This window comes from Acinetobacter sp. YH12241, from assembly GCF_013417535.1.
Classification (GTDB): Bacteria; Pseudomonadota; Gammaproteobacteria; order Pseudomonadales; family Moraxellaceae; genus Acinetobacter.
In genome coordinates this window covers 15,648-29,746 of the sequence record NZ_VPDQ01000025.1, presented here as the reverse complement: position 1 = coordinate 29,746, position 14,099 = coordinate 15,648, and the positions used below count along the sequence as shown (strand labels likewise).

Annotated in this window: 15 protein-coding genes; 3 read left to right on the top strand and 12 right to left on the bottom strand. The window is 39.2% G+C overall.

The annotated features are described in order from the left end of the window. Positions 1 to 8: 8 nt before the first annotated feature. The 5 genes from urtD to FTV18_RS12380 all read right to left on the bottom strand — a co-directional run bounded on the left by urtD (position 9) and on the right by FTV18_RS12380 (position 6,005). The gene (gene urtD / locus FTV18_RS12400; RefSeq protein ID WP_005235559.1) at positions 9 to 827 is read right to left on the bottom strand and encodes an urea ABC transporter ATP-binding protein UrtD; all 819 of its coding nucleotides are present in this window, start codon (positions 825 to 827) and stop codon (positions 9 to 11) included. Beyond that, positions 824 to 1,897 carry an urea ABC transporter permease subunit UrtC gene (urtC, locus tag FTV18_RS12395; RefSeq protein WP_180018268.1) on the bottom strand — a complete coding sequence of 358 codons (1,074 nt, stop codon included), beginning with the start codon at positions 1,895 to 1,897 and terminating at the stop codon, positions 824 to 826. The genes urtD and urtC overlap by 4 nt, the downstream gene beginning before the upstream one ends. Before the next feature lie 4 nt (positions 1,898 to 1,901). Next, positions 1,902 to 3,539: an urea ABC transporter permease subunit UrtB gene (gene urtB / locus FTV18_RS12390; RefSeq protein WP_005235555.1), complete on the bottom strand. Its 1,638-nt coding sequence runs from the start codon at positions 3,537 to 3,539 to the stop codon at positions 1,902 to 1,904. 94 nt (positions 3,540 to 3,633) lie between these two features. Continuing rightward, positions 3,634 to 4,920 (bottom strand): urea ABC transporter substrate-binding protein, encoded by a 1,287-nt coding sequence (gene urtA, locus FTV18_RS12385; RefSeq protein WP_159123013.1) that lies wholly within the window; start codon positions 4,918 to 4,920, stop codon positions 3,634 to 3,636. A gap of 317 nt (positions 4,921 to 5,237) precedes the next feature. After that, positions 5,238 to 6,005 carry an alpha/beta fold hydrolase gene (locus tag FTV18_RS12380; RefSeq protein ID WP_179992531.1) on the bottom strand — a complete coding sequence of 256 codons (768 nt, stop codon included), beginning with the start codon at positions 6,003 to 6,005 and terminating at the stop codon, positions 5,238 to 5,240. Positions 6,006 to 6,689: 684 nt separating this feature from the next. Between FTV18_RS12380 and FTV18_RS12375 the strand changes: the two genes are divergently transcribed. Then, a complete protein-coding gene (locus FTV18_RS12375) occupies positions 6,690 to 6,971 on the top strand; it encodes a damage-inducible protein J (RefSeq protein ID WP_159123011.1) in 282 nt (93 codons plus the stop codon). A 34-nt stretch (positions 6,972 to 7,005) separates the two neighbouring features. On the opposite strand, the gene FTV18_RS12370 is transcribed toward FTV18_RS12375, so the two are convergent. The 7 genes from FTV18_RS12370 to FTV18_RS12340 form a co-directional block, all read right to left on the bottom strand. Then, positions 7,006 to 7,374: a hypothetical protein gene (locus FTV18_RS12370; protein WP_166135483.1), complete on the bottom strand. Its 369-nt coding sequence runs from the start codon at positions 7,372 to 7,374 to the stop codon at positions 7,006 to 7,008. Positions 7,375 to 7,389: 15 nt separating this feature from the next. After that, positions 7,390 to 7,755, bottom strand: a complete 366-nt coding sequence (locus FTV18_RS12365; protein WP_034706678.1) for a hypothetical protein — start codon at positions 7,753 to 7,755, stop codon at positions 7,390 to 7,392. Positions 7,756 to 7,886: 131 nt separating this feature from the next. Continuing rightward, positions 7,887 to 8,489 carry a nitroreductase family protein gene (locus tag FTV18_RS12360; RefSeq protein ID WP_180018270.1) on the bottom strand — a complete coding sequence of 201 codons (603 nt, stop codon included), beginning with the start codon at positions 8,487 to 8,489 and terminating at the stop codon, positions 7,887 to 7,889. Between the two features lie 418 nt (positions 8,490 to 8,907). Further along, positions 8,908 to 9,399 carry a hypothetical protein gene (locus FTV18_RS12355; RefSeq protein WP_034707227.1) on the bottom strand — a complete coding sequence of 164 codons (492 nt, stop codon included), beginning with the start codon at positions 9,397 to 9,399 and terminating at the stop codon, positions 8,908 to 8,910. Between the two features lie 337 nt (positions 9,400 to 9,736). After that, positions 9,737 to 9,910, bottom strand: a complete 174-nt coding sequence (locus FTV18_RS12350) for a hypothetical protein (RefSeq protein ID WP_171431285.1) — start codon at positions 9,908 to 9,910, stop codon at positions 9,737 to 9,739. A gap of 236 nt (positions 9,911 to 10,146) precedes the next feature. Next, positions 10,147 to 11,541, bottom strand: coding sequence for a class II fumarate hydratase (fumC, locus tag FTV18_RS12345; RefSeq protein WP_180018272.1), 1,395 nt, complete (start codon positions 11,539 to 11,541; stop codon positions 10,147 to 10,149). A 135-nt stretch (positions 11,542 to 11,676) separates the two neighbouring features. Continuing rightward, positions 11,677 to 12,687 (bottom strand): NAD-dependent epimerase/dehydratase family protein, encoded by a 1,011-nt coding sequence (locus tag FTV18_RS12340; RefSeq protein ID WP_034706304.1) that lies wholly within the window; start codon positions 12,685 to 12,687, stop codon positions 11,677 to 11,679. A gap of 272 nt (positions 12,688 to 12,959) precedes the next feature. Here FTV18_RS12340 and FTV18_RS12335 point away from each other — a divergent pair, with 272 nt between their 5' ends. Together FTV18_RS12335 and FTV18_RS12330 are read left to right on the top strand one after the other, a co-directional pair. Further along, positions 12,960 to 13,199, top strand: coding sequence for a hypothetical protein (locus FTV18_RS12335; RefSeq protein ID WP_180018274.1), 240 nt, complete (start codon positions 12,960 to 12,962; stop codon positions 13,197 to 13,199). A gap of 117 nt (positions 13,200 to 13,316) precedes the next feature. After that, positions 13,317 to 13,958 carry a hypothetical protein gene (locus FTV18_RS12330; RefSeq protein ID WP_180003500.1) on the top strand — a complete coding sequence of 214 codons (642 nt, stop codon included), beginning with the start codon at positions 13,317 to 13,319 and terminating at the stop codon, positions 13,956 to 13,958. The last annotated feature ends 141 nt before the right edge of the window (positions 13,959 to 14,099 follow it).

The following is a 14,099-nucleotide window of genomic DNA, read 5'->3' as shown; positions in this document are numbered from 1 at the left end:
TCAGCCCCTTAACGTCCAAGATACTTTTCAATGACCTCTTCATTGGCCTGTACTTCTGCCAATGTGCCCTCAGCCAGAATCGCCCCTTGTGCCAGCACCGTTACTTTTTCACTAATGGTATCGATGAAGCTCATATCGTGTTCGATGACCACCAGCGTATGATTCTTTTTCAGTTCCAGACACAGTTCAGCAGTCCGTTCGGTTTCGGCATCGGTCATCCCTGCCACTGGCTCATCCAGTAAAATGAGTTTTGGACGTTGCATGAGTAACATGCCGATCTCAAGCCATTGTTTCTGACCGTGAGATAAAAGTCCTGCAGGTTTGTGAATAAACTCCTGCAAGCGGATTTGCTGTAAGGATTCATCCAGCGCATTTTGTGCATCCGGATCGAGCTTGCTGAAAAAGCTTTTTTTAACACGTTTATCTTTAGGTGCAGCCAAGAGCAAATTTTCCATCACGGTGAAATTTTCAAACACCGTTGGTTTCTGGAATTTACGCCCGATGCCAGCTTCTGCAATTTCTTCAGTACTCATTTTCGCCAGATTATAGGTTTGGCCAAAAAATGCAGAACCTTCAGTAGGACGGGTTTTCCCGGTAATGACATCCATCAACGTGGTTTTACCCGCGCCGTTTGGCCCAATGATGCAGCGCAATTCACCTTCTTCGATATACAGCGATAAATCATTTAAGGCACGGAAAGCATCAAACCAGACACTGACTTTTTCCAGATAAAGTGCGATCCCATGGCTAAAATCTGGCCCTTGCTCTTTTGGTCGGCCATAGCCTTCAGAAGCATGGCCGCCATGAGGTTGTAAAATTTCACTCATTCGCTACGCTCCTTTTTAAAACGGTCAAATAATCCAATCACGCCTTTAGGCAGGAAGATGGTGACCACAATAAATAATGCCCCCAGAATTAATAACCAGGCTTCTGGATAGGCCACAGTAAAGTAAGTTTTAACTGCATTAATTAAGCCTGCACCCAGGATCGGACCGATCAAGGTACCGCGACCGCCAGCCGCTACCCAGACTGCCATTTCAATCGAGTTCACCGGATTCATTTCGCTCGGATTAATAATCCCGGCTTGTGGTACATACAGTGCACCAGCGATACCTGCAATCACAGCAGATAATACCCAGGCTGAAAGCTTGTACCATAAGATGCGGTAACCTAAATATTGCAGACGGTTTTCACTATCACGAATCGCGCCAAGCACACGACCATAAGGTTTATTCATTAAATGGCGTAGACCAACAAAGCACAGCAATAACACCAGAGCCGTGATAAAACATAGGCTGGCACGCATTGGTGCTGATGTGATGTCCATGCCTAAAATGGTTTTGAAACCGGTAAAACCGTTATTCCCGCCAAAGCCTGTTTCATTGCGGAAGAATAAAAGTGCTGCCGCAAAAGTCATCGCCTGAGTAATAATCGAGAAGTAAACGCCTTTGATTTTTGAGCGGAAAGCAAAGAAGCCGAAAATAAAGGCAATTAGTCCTGGTACCAAGACCACAAGTATCATGGCCCACCAGAAATGATTAGTCCCCACCCAAAACCAGGGTAATTCAGTCCAGCTCAGAAAACGCATAAAGTCAGGCAAACCATCACCTGCTGATTGACGCATTAGATACATCCCAAAGGCATAACCACCCAAGGCAAAGTACAGGCCATGACCTAAACTTAAAATACCGGCATAGCCCCAGACCAGATCAAGTGCTAAAGCCACCAACGCCAGGCACATGATCTTGCCGATCAAAGTGACCCAATAAGCAGACAGATGCAGGCTCGAATCCGCTGGCAATAAATGTAACCATGGCAAGGCCAGTAAAATAACAAAACAGATCGCAATTGCGAGTGCGCTATAAGGTTTATCTGAAAGTAATGATGTGATTTTCATAGGCTTACTCCACAAAGCGTCCTTTAATGGCAAACAAACCTTGTGGACGTTTCTGAATAAACAAAATCACAAGAACCAAGAGAATAATTTTTGCCAATACTGCACCCATACCAATTTCCAGTACGGTACCACTGACACCCAGTCCCAAAGCGGCAAGAACTGCACCCCATACCTGACCAACACCACCGACAACAACCACAAGGAAAGCATCGATAATGTAGTTCTGGCCCAAATCTGGCCCAACATTACCCACTTGAGCCAAGGCACAGCCGGCAAGACCGGCAAGACCTGAACCCAGACCAAATGCCATCATGTCAATCCGGCTGGATCGGATACCGACAGCACGAGCCATTTGACGGTTTTGCGTTACGGCACGGACAAATAAACCAAAACGGGTTTTATTCAGTAGATAAACAAGTAGCAGCAAGACAGCTACAGTAAAGACAATAATTGCAATACGGTTATAAGGCAGCATCAGGCTTGGAGTAATCGAGATCCCGCCTGAAAGCCATGAAATGTTAGAAACTTCGACATTTTGTGCCCCAAAGATCATCCGCACCACTTGCATCAGGATTAGGCTCACCCCAAAGGTTGCCAATAAGGTTTCCAGTTGACGGCCATATAAAGGACGAATCACGGTACGTTCGATCAGCATGCCAATCGCTGCACTGACAATAAATGCCGCAGGAATCGCTGCGATCAGATACCAATCTACCAAACCACTAAAATGCGATTTAAAGAAACTTTGCACTACATAAGTGGTATACGCCCCGATCATGATCAGCTCGCCATGTGCCATATTAATGACACCAAGCAAGCCATATGTAATGGCTAATCCTAAAGCCGCAAGCAATAAAATACTGGCAGTACTTAAACCGGAAAATACATGTCCAGCCCATTCACTGGCCTGAATTCGGGTTTTGATACTACTTCTGGCATCGACCAGCGCTGCTTTTAAATCAGGATGCAGATTTGGCTGAGCCAGTTCATTTTGAACCAGTGCAAGAACGTCTGGTCTGTTGGAATCTTTTAAAACTTTTGCCGCTTCTATTTTGGTCAGGACATTTTCAGATTGATAATCCAGACGTGCTTTTAACTGGGCAAAACGTGATTTAACCGTATTGTTTTTTTCATTTAAATACATCTGATTGATGGCTTTAGCATCAAGTTCGGACAAGTTATTTTCCAGAATATCAATCGCCTCAAGTCGCTGAGAGGCTTCTTCTGAATTTAATTTCTTTTTTGCTAAACCAAAGGTCAGTGCTTTATTTAAGGTATTTACCAGCGTAATTTGCGATAAATCAGATGGCCAGGTTTCCACGGTTTTTCCGTCAGGATAGCTAACCAGTTTGTCTTCTGCTTCCAGAATATAAGTATTGCCTGAACTGTCAGTATAAAGCTGATCTTTTTCAACAAACTCTGCCAGCTGATCAAGTTGTTCAACACTGGCAGGCCACTGGTTTAATAAAGCACGACGAGTGGCAAAGTCCCCACGAACAAACTGCTGAATAGCATCAAGTGACTGTTGAGATGATTGCGATACGGTTGTTTCGCTAGATTGAGTTTCCGCATGCACCATATTGAGACACAAACACTGACTCAAAATTAAAAAAATGGCCGCGAGATTTAGGCGAGTGGACATGAGTGCCCTCCCTATTTATATATTTAACGTTGTCCCGTCCGGGAGATGAAAAACCAGAAAGGCCTACTGCCGGAGCAGCAGGCTTTGGAGGAAATTATTTAGGAATGTATGGGCTCCATGGCTCAGCAGCGATGGTTTTCGGTGTCTTATAAACCACATCAAACTGACCATCACCACGAATCTGACCAATCATCACCGGCTTATGTAAATGATGGTTATTAGCATCCATTTGTAACTGATAGCCAGATGGTGCATCAAAAGTCTGACCTGCCATTGCTTCACGAACTTTATCCACCTCAGTAGAACCGGCTTTTTCTACCGCCTGTTTCCACATATTGATACCCACATAAGTCGCTTCCATCGGATCATTGGTCACAAACTTGTCTGCATTAGGCAATTTGTATTCCACAGCATACTGTTTCATCTTGCCGCTGAATTCGGTATTTTTCGGATTTTTCACGGACATGAAGTAGTTCCATGCCGCTAAATGGCCGACCAACGGCTTGGTATCAATACCACGAAGCTCTTCTTCACCTACAGAGAATGCCATAACTGGAATATCAGAAGCTTTAATGCCCTGGTTACCCAATTCACGATAGAACGGTACGTTTGAATCGCCGTTGATGGTTGAGATCACCGCAGTCTTTTTACCTGCAGCAAATTTTTTCACGTTACCGACAATGGTTTGATAATTACTATGACCAAATGGTGTGTACTCTTCCATGATGTCAGCATCAGCAACGCCTTTAGATTTCAGGAAAGCACGAAGAATTTTGTTGGTGGTACGCGGATAAACATAGTCTGTACCTAGTAATACAAAGCGTTCTGCTTTACCGCCTTCTTCACTCATCAGATATTCAACAGCAGGAATCGCTTGCTGGTTAGGCGCAGCACCGGTATAGAAAATATTTTTAGACTGTTCCTGACCTTCGTATTGGACTGGATAGAACAATAAGCCGTTTAACTCTTCAACCACTGGCAATACTGATTTACGTGATACTGAAGTCCAGCAACCAAAGATGACCGCAACTTTATCCTGAGTGATGAGCTGACGTGCTTTTTCAGCAAATAGTGGCCAATCAGATGCTGGATCAACGATAACCGGTTCAAGCTTTTTACCTAAGACACCCCCATTGGCATTGATTTCATTGATCGCCATCAACGCTGTGTCTTTTAATGAAGTTTCAGAAATGGCCATCGTGCCAGATAAAGAATGCAAAATACCAACTTTAATCGTTTCCCCACTAGTTGCAGCTGCTTTCGGCTCAGAGGTAGCGGCCGTTTTATCTTCAGGCGACTTTGAACAACCTGTTAAAGTCAGTATTCCCAACATTGCAGCAACAATTAAATTTTTAGAAAACTTTTTTTGTTCGACTTTCATGTACTTCTCTCCAACCTTAGTTAGGCTTTTTTAGAAAATTTGAGAGAAGCTATTCAAATACTGTGCCACTTTTAATTTATAATTTTAACCCACTGAATTTCATTATGATTATCTATTTAAAATAAAAATAGAGATTAAATTTTGCACCAATAAATACATGTTGCTCTAAAATAGAAAATAAAATCTGAGGCTGAAAATCAATTAATTAGCCTATAAAAACCTCAAAAAAGTGCAGCCTTTTAAATCAAAATATTAAAATGCTTACTAATGATGCATAAATAAAATGAGCAGAAAATACATCTGCTCATCAATATAATTTATTTTTCATCAATAAAATTTTGCATATGCTGCAAAACTTCCGCCGTCTTTTCACCATGTAGCCAGTGCCCTGCATTTTCAATCACTGCAATCTGTGCATGAATAAACTGCTGATTGATGGCTTCAAAATGTTCAGATTTAGAGATATATGATGAATTTCCACCTCTTAAGAATAACGCTGGAAGTTCATTTTTTTCTATCTTATTCCAAGCAGTAATATCTTCATAATGATCAAACAGTGCTTGCACATTAAACAACCACTGCCCTTTATTAAATGATTTTAAAAGAAACTGGATGACCATTTCCTCTTGAATATATTCACGCATAATTTTTGCTGCTTCATTTCGTGAAGCGACTTGCGCCTGTTGGACTGCAAACAAGGCTTTAAATATTTCAGAATGATGATTTTCTTGATATTGAATTGGCGTGATATCTAATACAACCAGTTTTTCAATCAGATCAGACGCCAGGTCTGCCAGCTTCATGGCAATTTTTCCGCCCATTGAATGCCCGACTGCAATAAATTTTTTAATATTTAAACTGGCTAAAGTTTCTAAAATATCTTCGGCCATGATTTGATAATTCACTTCATCAGAATGGCCAGATAAACCATGATTTCTGACATCAATTTGAATCGTAGTTGCCTGCTCTGAAAAATGTCGGGCTAACATACCTAAATTACTTAAACTACCAAATAAACCGTGAATAAATACCATTGGGGCTAAAGTTGATGTTTCATGGGTTTGTATTTGATAATTCAGGATCATTTGAGAATTCCGTGATTTCCTATGTTAGGTGTTAATAGTGGAGTTATATTGGAAGTTAATCAATTGCCAATGACATAATTTAAAATTTTGCTTAGGCTATTTTTATGGAAATAAAATATGCTTAGGCTAAATTGCAATATCTGCTCATAATTGAGTGTCACACTAGATCATTAATAAAAAAAATATTTTAAAATTTTTAGGAAATATACGAGTTTTAGAGGTTTATTTGGTATTAAGTTTTAGTTATGGGATATGGATTTTGCGAGAATAAATATAAAGTAGAAAATTGCTTAGGCTATTTTAGCGTGCAATGATTTTACCGCCCTTCGTTTGAGTAAAAAAGAGACATATAAATATTTAATATTTCTTAATAAATTTCAAAAGTAGCTGATATTTACCCGGTAAAATTTGTATATAAATAGATTTTTATAAAGTTTATTTAATGAATAATTTAAAAAGCACTGAAATCCATATGCTACGTATCAGAGTATTTATGCATTTTATAAACAAGCTGAAAGTCGAAAAAAGGGGCTAATTTTTTGGCCCTACCCTTTTTTATCCGTCTATACCTTTATCAAGATCAACATTCCTAAATAAGATATGAATATTTAATTTCATTAGCTTCTATATGCTTCATATCTGATAGTTTAAAGTAGTGTATAAAATGTATTCTAAGGCTATCTTATGAACAATTTAGTTAAAAAAAGCATTGAATTCTTAGTGGAACAAGATGTTGTTGAATCAGCAGAATGTGTAATAGCAGAAGCGGGTTTAACTCCAGCAGAATTGATCACGATAGTTTATGGTGAAATTGTTCGAACAAGTCAAATACCTATTATTCCTCAAGTAGGAACTAAGGATTTCAATATAGCTCGATTAACAGCAGCGAGTTCCTTTATTCCAACTGTCAAAGTTTCCACTCCGGAACAGAAGGATGCATTTTTAAATGATGATGGTGGCTATTAAAACTCAAGACGATGCTCTTGCTTTTATAGCTTAATTACACTTCCCTACTCTTACAAAATACTGCGGTGGTCATACCTGAATTATTCATGCTCTGTGCTTGTCGATCCAGAAAGCTTTTAGCAATCATCGCCATTGTGGACGCCATATTGAGTTCATGATTTTCTTCAGAAACTTTTTGAATCTCTTCATAAGCCGTTAAACGCTGGCAGAATGCCTGACGTTGACTTTGTGCATCAGCATTCTGATCTGGATCATCTAAAATATGTTTGGTTTCATTGACTATTTTTGTTTGCATAGCAATAAACTGATCATAATCCGCTTGTGAAAGCTTTTCGGCAAAAGCCATATTGTTCAATTGCATGCAAATAAAGAAAGTACATATTAAAGATGAGGATTTGATCATTTCGAAGGTCTTCTTTTAGTTTTCTTCTTTCCAGACATCTTCATAATCATCTGCATCAATCATGAAGCGGTAGCCCTGCTCTAAAGCCAGATAAGGTAAAACTTCAGGGGCGATATCCTGTAACTCACGCACAGTCATGGTTTCAAAAGCATCTTCATTTGAAGCCAGTTCACCACCATAAATATACCAGCTAATATTTTCTTCTGTCTCAGGCTTTCTACGGATTCCGACAATTGGATCCTGCTTCAGGGTATGTACAGCCACTGCAACGACATCATCACCACTTACTTCTACATAAGCAGAACCGACCTCTTCACACAGCAATTTCTGCTCTGCAATCAGTTCCTGTAATGGTGATAATTTCTGCGTGTTTTTCGACATTCGGTTTGACTCATTAAATTCTTCAAATACCGCTTTAGTTTAGCCTAGTTTTAAAAAATCTAATGCGTATTTTTATAAACAACCTTGAGATCTGTCCTTAAAAATGATTAAAGACAGATCGGAAATTAAGCTTATTGGAAAACTTTGAAGCGTTGATCATCTTCCAGATAATCTTTCGCACGCGCTTCGCCTTCAACTGAACCAAATACCAGTTGAGCACGAAGTTTCCAGTTTTCTGGAATATCCCACTCTGCATGAACCTGCTCATCTACAATCGGATTATAGTGTTGTAAAGATGCACCCAGGCCTTCAGTATGCAAGGCAGTCCAGGTAGAGAACTGAGCAATAGCAGTTGAATGTTCTGCCCAGATTGGGAAATTCTCGGCATAAGATGGGAATTGCTCTTGCAAGCCTTTTACTACATTTTGATCTTCAAAAAATAAAACTGTACCCGTACCAGCAGCAAAGGTTGCCATTTTTGCAGTCGTTTTTGCAGCACTTTCTTCATCTTTGGCATAGCTTTTTAATTTATCAGCGACAAAGCCCCAGAATTTTTCATGTTCGCTATTGAATAAAATAACGGCGCGAGATGATTGCGAGTTAAAAGATGACGGACTTTGCTTAATCGCATTTTGAATCAAATCAGTTAAATATTCAGGAGACTGTTCTACATTTTTACCAATGGCATAAATAGTACGGCGTTTTGTAATTAAATCTAAAAACTGATTCGACATTCGGTTAAATCCTTGGATATATCTTCGGGAAAACTGGAACCTTCACTTATTTTTATGAAGGAATTCTAATGAATAAGAATTCTGTGATTCATTTACTCACAAGTACTGATAGCTTAAAAAAATATGACTGGAATAGCTATATTATTAAAGTAATATCTTTATATATTCTTTTGATAAAGAATATTTTTTTAATTTATTTTTTATCAAACGATAAAATAAATGCCCTTTTCTGAGCCAATTTCTGTTTTAAAATAAGTCACCATGTTCAATGATGTAGCAGAAAGTTGTTTTGATGATAAATATAGAAATTTGCTTAGGCTATTTATTGTCATAAGGGAAATGTCAATCCTTAGAAATCGCTATAAAAAATCATCCCCCAATTTGGAGGATGAAATTGAATGAATCAGCTTAAATTTTCTTAGAATTTAGCATTAAGCACTTGAGCAGAGACTTTATTTTTCCAAAGATCACGTAAGGTTGGTAAATAGAATTTTTCACCTAGTTCTACCAGTTCAGCATCAATCAAGCCATGCACATCATGCATAAATAGATAATCCAGATCCACACTAGAAAGCTTAAGATGTTTCTTCTGATATTCTCTGCGTTTTTGCTGCGCCTCTTTCACCAACTGATCTGCAAATGTCTTATCTTTATACTGGGTGATCGCATTTAAACGCAATTCAATAATGCCCCACCCTGTTAATAACATCTGAAATGTCTCAAAGTCCTGAGTGGTTGATTCCCAGGTCATTTCATCAAGATTTTCATTTTCCGGGAGAACAGGTAAAAGAAGTTCCATTACACTTGGAAAAATCTTTTTAAAATTCAGAATAAATTTAACAGGATGCTCACCTGGATAATCCTTGAATTGAATCTTTTTTTGAACATCTGTTAAATAAATATCAAGCATTAAATTTTCCTTAAACAACCTGCCACTTTATGGACGTTTATTCATATGCTATAGAAACTCATGCGGAATAAACGACAAAACAGCAGTAAAAACGAACTGCATTTTAGCAGCTATATACGCTTATTCAATGTTAATTCGGTATGAGAAGTCATGAGGATAAGCTTTAGCACTAAAAAACTTCAATAGTTATCGCTAAATATCTTTCTAATACGGTTTGACCCGTAATTTTAAATTCTTTCTTTTATTTGCTCATGGATCTATAAAATTAAGAACTCCTGATGAGGAGAATAAAAAAGCCCACTCACAGAGCAGGCTTAATAAACAATTATGAGTTGAGTTAATCTATCTCACCAGTTTTTCCGGTTCCCATACATTTGACACACTGTTTGGCTTCCACAACGTTATAGCCGGTACCGCTACAGCTGCTACACTTCTTTTTTGTATAATCTGGATATAAATCCTCATCTGGATAGGATTCGTCCAAATCAAAATCATCATCAAAGTCAGTCATCACCCTTACCTCATTTTTCTAGTTATCAGGGAATTTCTATTAGTAATCCTTCATTGCATATCTGTCAAAACCTGAACGATAGATGGTTCATAGCATTTAAAAAACAAGCTCAATTGAATGAGAATTTTCCAGCAAAAACATGTGCTTGTATTTTATTAAAATTTGTATGAATAATCCTTAGATATTATAAAGCCCTCATTTAGAGGGCTTTATTACTTAACCATATTAGAAAAGACTTATTTTACGTTTGGAGCCACCATATTTTCAGGACGAACCACCTGATCAAACTGTTCTGCAGTCACCAATCCAAGTTCTACTGCGACCTGTTTTAAGGTTTTACCTTCTTTATAGGCAGTCTTGGCCACTTTAGCTGCATTCTCATAACCAATGACTGGATTCAATGCAGTAACCAGCATTAATGAATCATGCAGGAAGTGTTCAATCTTGTCACGATTAGGTTCGATTCCGACTGCACAGTTATCGTTAAAGCTGTTACATGCATCGCCAAGCAGTTGGATAGACTGCAACAGGTTATAAGCAATTACTGGCATAAAGACATTCAGCTCAAAATTCCCTGATGCACCGGCCACATTAATTGTCGTGTCATTTCCTAGAACTTGAGCAACAACCATGGTCATGGCTTCACTTTGGGTTGGATTCACCTTACCCGGCATAATACTTGAACCCGGTTCATTTTCAGGAATACGTAATTCACCAAAACCACAACGTGGTCCGCTCGCCAGCCAGCGAATATCGTTGGCGATTTTATTCAGGCTAACCGCTAAAGTCTTTAAAGCACCTGAAGCAAATACTGCTGCATCACGGCCGGCCAAAGCTTCAAACTTGTTAGGAGCAGTGACAAAAGGCAAACCTGTTAATTCCGCTAGAGTATCCGCGGCCTTAACAGCATAGTCTGGATGGGCATTCAAGCCTGTACCGACGGCGGTTCCACCTAGTGGCAATTCATATAACCCTTGCAAAGCCTGATACAGACGAACCAAGGCATGATCCAGTTGAGAGACATATCCACTGAATTCCTGACCTAAAGTTAAAGGTGTGGCATCCTGAAGATGGGTACGACCAATTTTTACAATCTCAGCAAATTCCTGAGATTTGGCATGCAAGGTATCACGTAAACGTGTCACTGCCGGTATTAACAGTTCATTAATCTGTAAGCTGGCTGCCACATGAATCGCGGTCGGAAAAGAGTCATTGGTCGATTGAGCGCGGTTGACATGATCATTTGGATGCACAGGCTTTTGTGCGCCTAAAGGATTGCCCAGTTTCTGGTTAGCAATATTGGCAATCACTTCATTACAGTTCATGTTACTTTGCGTGCCCGAACCGGTTTGCCATACCACTAGCGGGAACTGGCTATCCCATTGACCGCTGATCACTTCATCCGCAGCACCGATGATATAGGTCGATAACTCATGAGGAATCTGGTTTAACTCGGCATTGGTGATCGCAGCTGCTTTCTTGACCAAGCCCATGGCACGAATCATGGCGCGTGGCAAATGCTCATTGCCAATCTTGAAGTTCTGTAGACTACGCTGAGTTTGTGCGCCCCAAAGTGCTTCACTCGGTACAGCGACTTCTCCCATCGTGTCATGTTCAATACGTGTTTGCATGCTCAACCTCAATTGTTATTCCATGTTTTACTCATTTAGACAGCAGCTTCAATGCTGTACTCTATTCATCTTAATGAGTTTGATTAATTTTGCAAATGATAATTATTATCAATAATTAACTTATAGGATTCTTAATCACTGCCCTCTTAACGTATTCTGATAGAACAGCCATTCATCCTCTAACATTTTCCGTAAGGTATAGCGTGGCTGCCAATGTAACAACTGTTGGGCTTTATCCGTATTAGCACCCAGTTGATCCATTTCAGCATGCGGATATGGCAAAGCATCTACTGTAGGAACAGCGGATTGGGTGACTTCTGCAACCTGATCCAGCAAAGTCTGCATTGAGATCAGCTCTCCAGCGATATTAAAGGCTTCGCAAGTCCATTGTTGCTGTTGAGACAGCCAATGTAGCGACTTGAATACCGCATCACAGACATCCATCACATGTAGAAAACTACGTTCTACTGTATAGTCTTCGGTCTTGGCCTGACGGCGCAATTCCAGATATTCACGCTGCTTCGCACCCACCTGCATGGCCAGAGGCACAATATTCTTTGGTAAAGGTGGCACCCATTCACCTAAAATGCCATTTTCAAAAGCACCCGCGACATTGGAAAGACGTAACATCGCAATACGCCATTCATTATCCGTCTTGGCAGTATCCCGGATGATTTCTTCCACCATCTGCTGTGATTTAATATAAGGATTTGGATAAGTGTAATTGAAAGCCTGATCTTCTTTTAAATCCGTTCCGGAATGGCCATATACAGCCAATGAAGACAAATGCACCAGATTGCGTACTCCAGTACGCTGCATGGCACGCATCAAGCTCATGATACAGCTGACATTATCATTATAATATTCAAGTGGTTTTAAAACTGATTCTTCTAATGATTTAAAGCTGGCAGTATGAATGACAGCCTGTACTGAATTCTGTTCAAAAACTTTATTTAATGCTGGAGTGTTACGGATATCAATTTTGACAAAAGGCACATAGCGGCCGGAAATAAATTCAAGGCGTTCTAAGGTCTGTAGACTGGCATTGGCCAGATTATCGACCACAATGACCTCTAGTCCTTGTGCCATCAGACTTAAAGCAATATGTGAGCCTAAAAAGCCTAAACCACCCGTCACTAAAATCATTGTTTATTAACTCCGCTTTAGAATCAGTATCTTAAATTGATATGGTGTTTATTTGGTGCTTTCTCCGACTTATCCACAGGATCAAAAACGCAAAAACCGACCTAAAATTTCTTCTGAGCCGGCTAATCTGCTCAATAAGTATATTTTATTTTACAGGTCGAACAAAAGTTGATTGTTATGTAATGTATGGAATTCATGACAATGAATTAAGCCTCATCTTGAGAGCTTTTATTAAATTATAATCTTCAGTTATAAAACTAAAAGGTAAGAGTATGAGCTACAACTATCCACACTATATAAAGAAGAATGGAAGATATTTGGCCTACCGAATCCAGACTGATGAGAATGATTTCTTGGAAGTGTCAGACGTTGATGCTATGTATTCTGCTGGCTGGTATTGGGATAAGGATTTTGAGAAAGCTAAGCAGTTCTACAGTAAATATGAAGCGGAGAAGTTTTTGAGGGATAAACGTGGGGAATTTTGGGAAGGCGTGGAGATAACAAGACAATGAGAGCATGGACCTACTTTTATGTAGAGCATACGATAAAGAATGGGTAGATTTTTAGGACGGAAGCCGGATGGGCTTAAATTTGAAGAGTAATTATGTGTTTTTAATTGGGGTGAAAAGTTGAAAAGAATCAATCCATTGGCTTTAAGTGTCATTGGTGGAATATTTATATTGGCTATAGTTTACATTTTATTCTGGGTTTTATTACTATGTCTTGAGTCACCCAATGCTGCAAAAGAAGCTATAAATATTTTAGGCAGTTACTTTGGTGGGGTTGCAACACTATGGGCTGCTTTTATTGCAGCTTATTTATTTAATGATTGGAAGGATCAGCATAATAAAGGGATAGATGCTCAACTTTGCATGAAGGTTATGGATTCAGTTTATGATTGCGACTTAAACCTCCTTAGAATTAACACCTTCATGGTGGATTATTTGTCAACACCTCATAAAATTTCTTATCAGCAGGAGTTGAATATTAATCTAAAACAACTAAGGGATATTATAAATATTATGGCTTCATCTTTATGCATACTGGGTCATATAATACCAGAAGATGATTACAATCAAGAATTTTTACCCAACCTGCAAAGTGTTATTGATGATTTAGAAGAATATTATAAGGCAATAAATACCACGTTTAGGGGACTCAACACTCCTATGCCTATTGAGTTTATTCAAAGCTACAACACATTATGTGAAGGTAGTAGGATTAAGTATAGATCCGTAATTGAAAAATTACGCCGGTACTATAAGGCTTAACTCTCAAATCACCCCAATACATATTCTTTCATTCACATTCGTCGTAATCGAATGAGCTGTGCAGCCTAGTAGGATGCACAGCGTTAAAAAACTTAAATAAAGCTACTTTTACTTAAATTACAGCCAGTTAGTTTAAAAAAA

Coding starts and splice junctions, on each gene's coding strand:
- urtD (WP_005235559.1), bottom strand. CDS start 827: ATGAGTGAAATTTTACAACCTCATGGCGGCCATGCTTCTGAAGGCTAT.
- urtB (WP_005235555.1), bottom strand. CDS start 3,539: ATGTCCACTCGCCTAAATCTCGCGGCCATTTTTTTAATTTTGAGTCAG.
- FTV18_RS12380 (WP_179992531.1), bottom strand. CDS start 6,005: ATGATCCTGAATTATCAAATACAAACCCATGAAACATCAACTTTAGCC.
- FTV18_RS12370 (WP_166135483.1), bottom strand. CDS start 7,374: ATGATCAAATCCTCATCTTTAATATGTACTTTCTTTATTTGCATGCAA.
- FTV18_RS12375 (WP_159123011.1), top strand. CDS start 6,690: ATGAACAATTTAGTTAAAAAAAGCATTGAATTCTTAGTGGAACAAGAT.
- urtA (WP_159123013.1), bottom strand. CDS start 4,920: ATGAAAGTCGAACAAAAAAAGTTTTCTAAAAATTTAATTGTTGCTGCA.
- FTV18_RS12360 (WP_180018270.1), bottom strand. CDS start 8,489: ATGTCGAATCAGTTTTTAGATTTAATTACAAAACGCCGTACTATTTAT.
- fumC (WP_180018272.1), bottom strand. CDS start 11,541: ATGCAAACACGTATTGAACATGACACGATGGGAGAAGTCGCTGTACCG.
- FTV18_RS12335 (WP_180018274.1), top strand. CDS start 12,960: ATGAGCTACAACTATCCACACTATATAAAGAAGAATGGAAGATATTTG.
- urtC (WP_180018268.1), bottom strand. CDS start 1,897: ATGAAAATCACATCATTACTTTCAGATAAACCTTATAGCGCACTCGCA.
- FTV18_RS12365 (WP_034706678.1), bottom strand. CDS start 7,755: ATGTCGAAAAACACGCAGAAATTATCACCATTACAGGAACTGATTGCA.
- FTV18_RS12350 (WP_171431285.1), bottom strand. CDS start 9,910: ATGACTGACTTTGATGATGATTTTGATTTGGACGAATCCTATCCAGAT.
- FTV18_RS12355 (WP_034707227.1), bottom strand. CDS start 9,399: ATGCTTGATATTTATTTAACAGATGTTCAAAAAAAGATTCAATTCAAG.
- FTV18_RS12340 (WP_034706304.1), bottom strand. CDS start 12,687: ATGATTTTAGTGACGGGTGGTTTAGGCTTTTTAGGCTCACATATTGCT.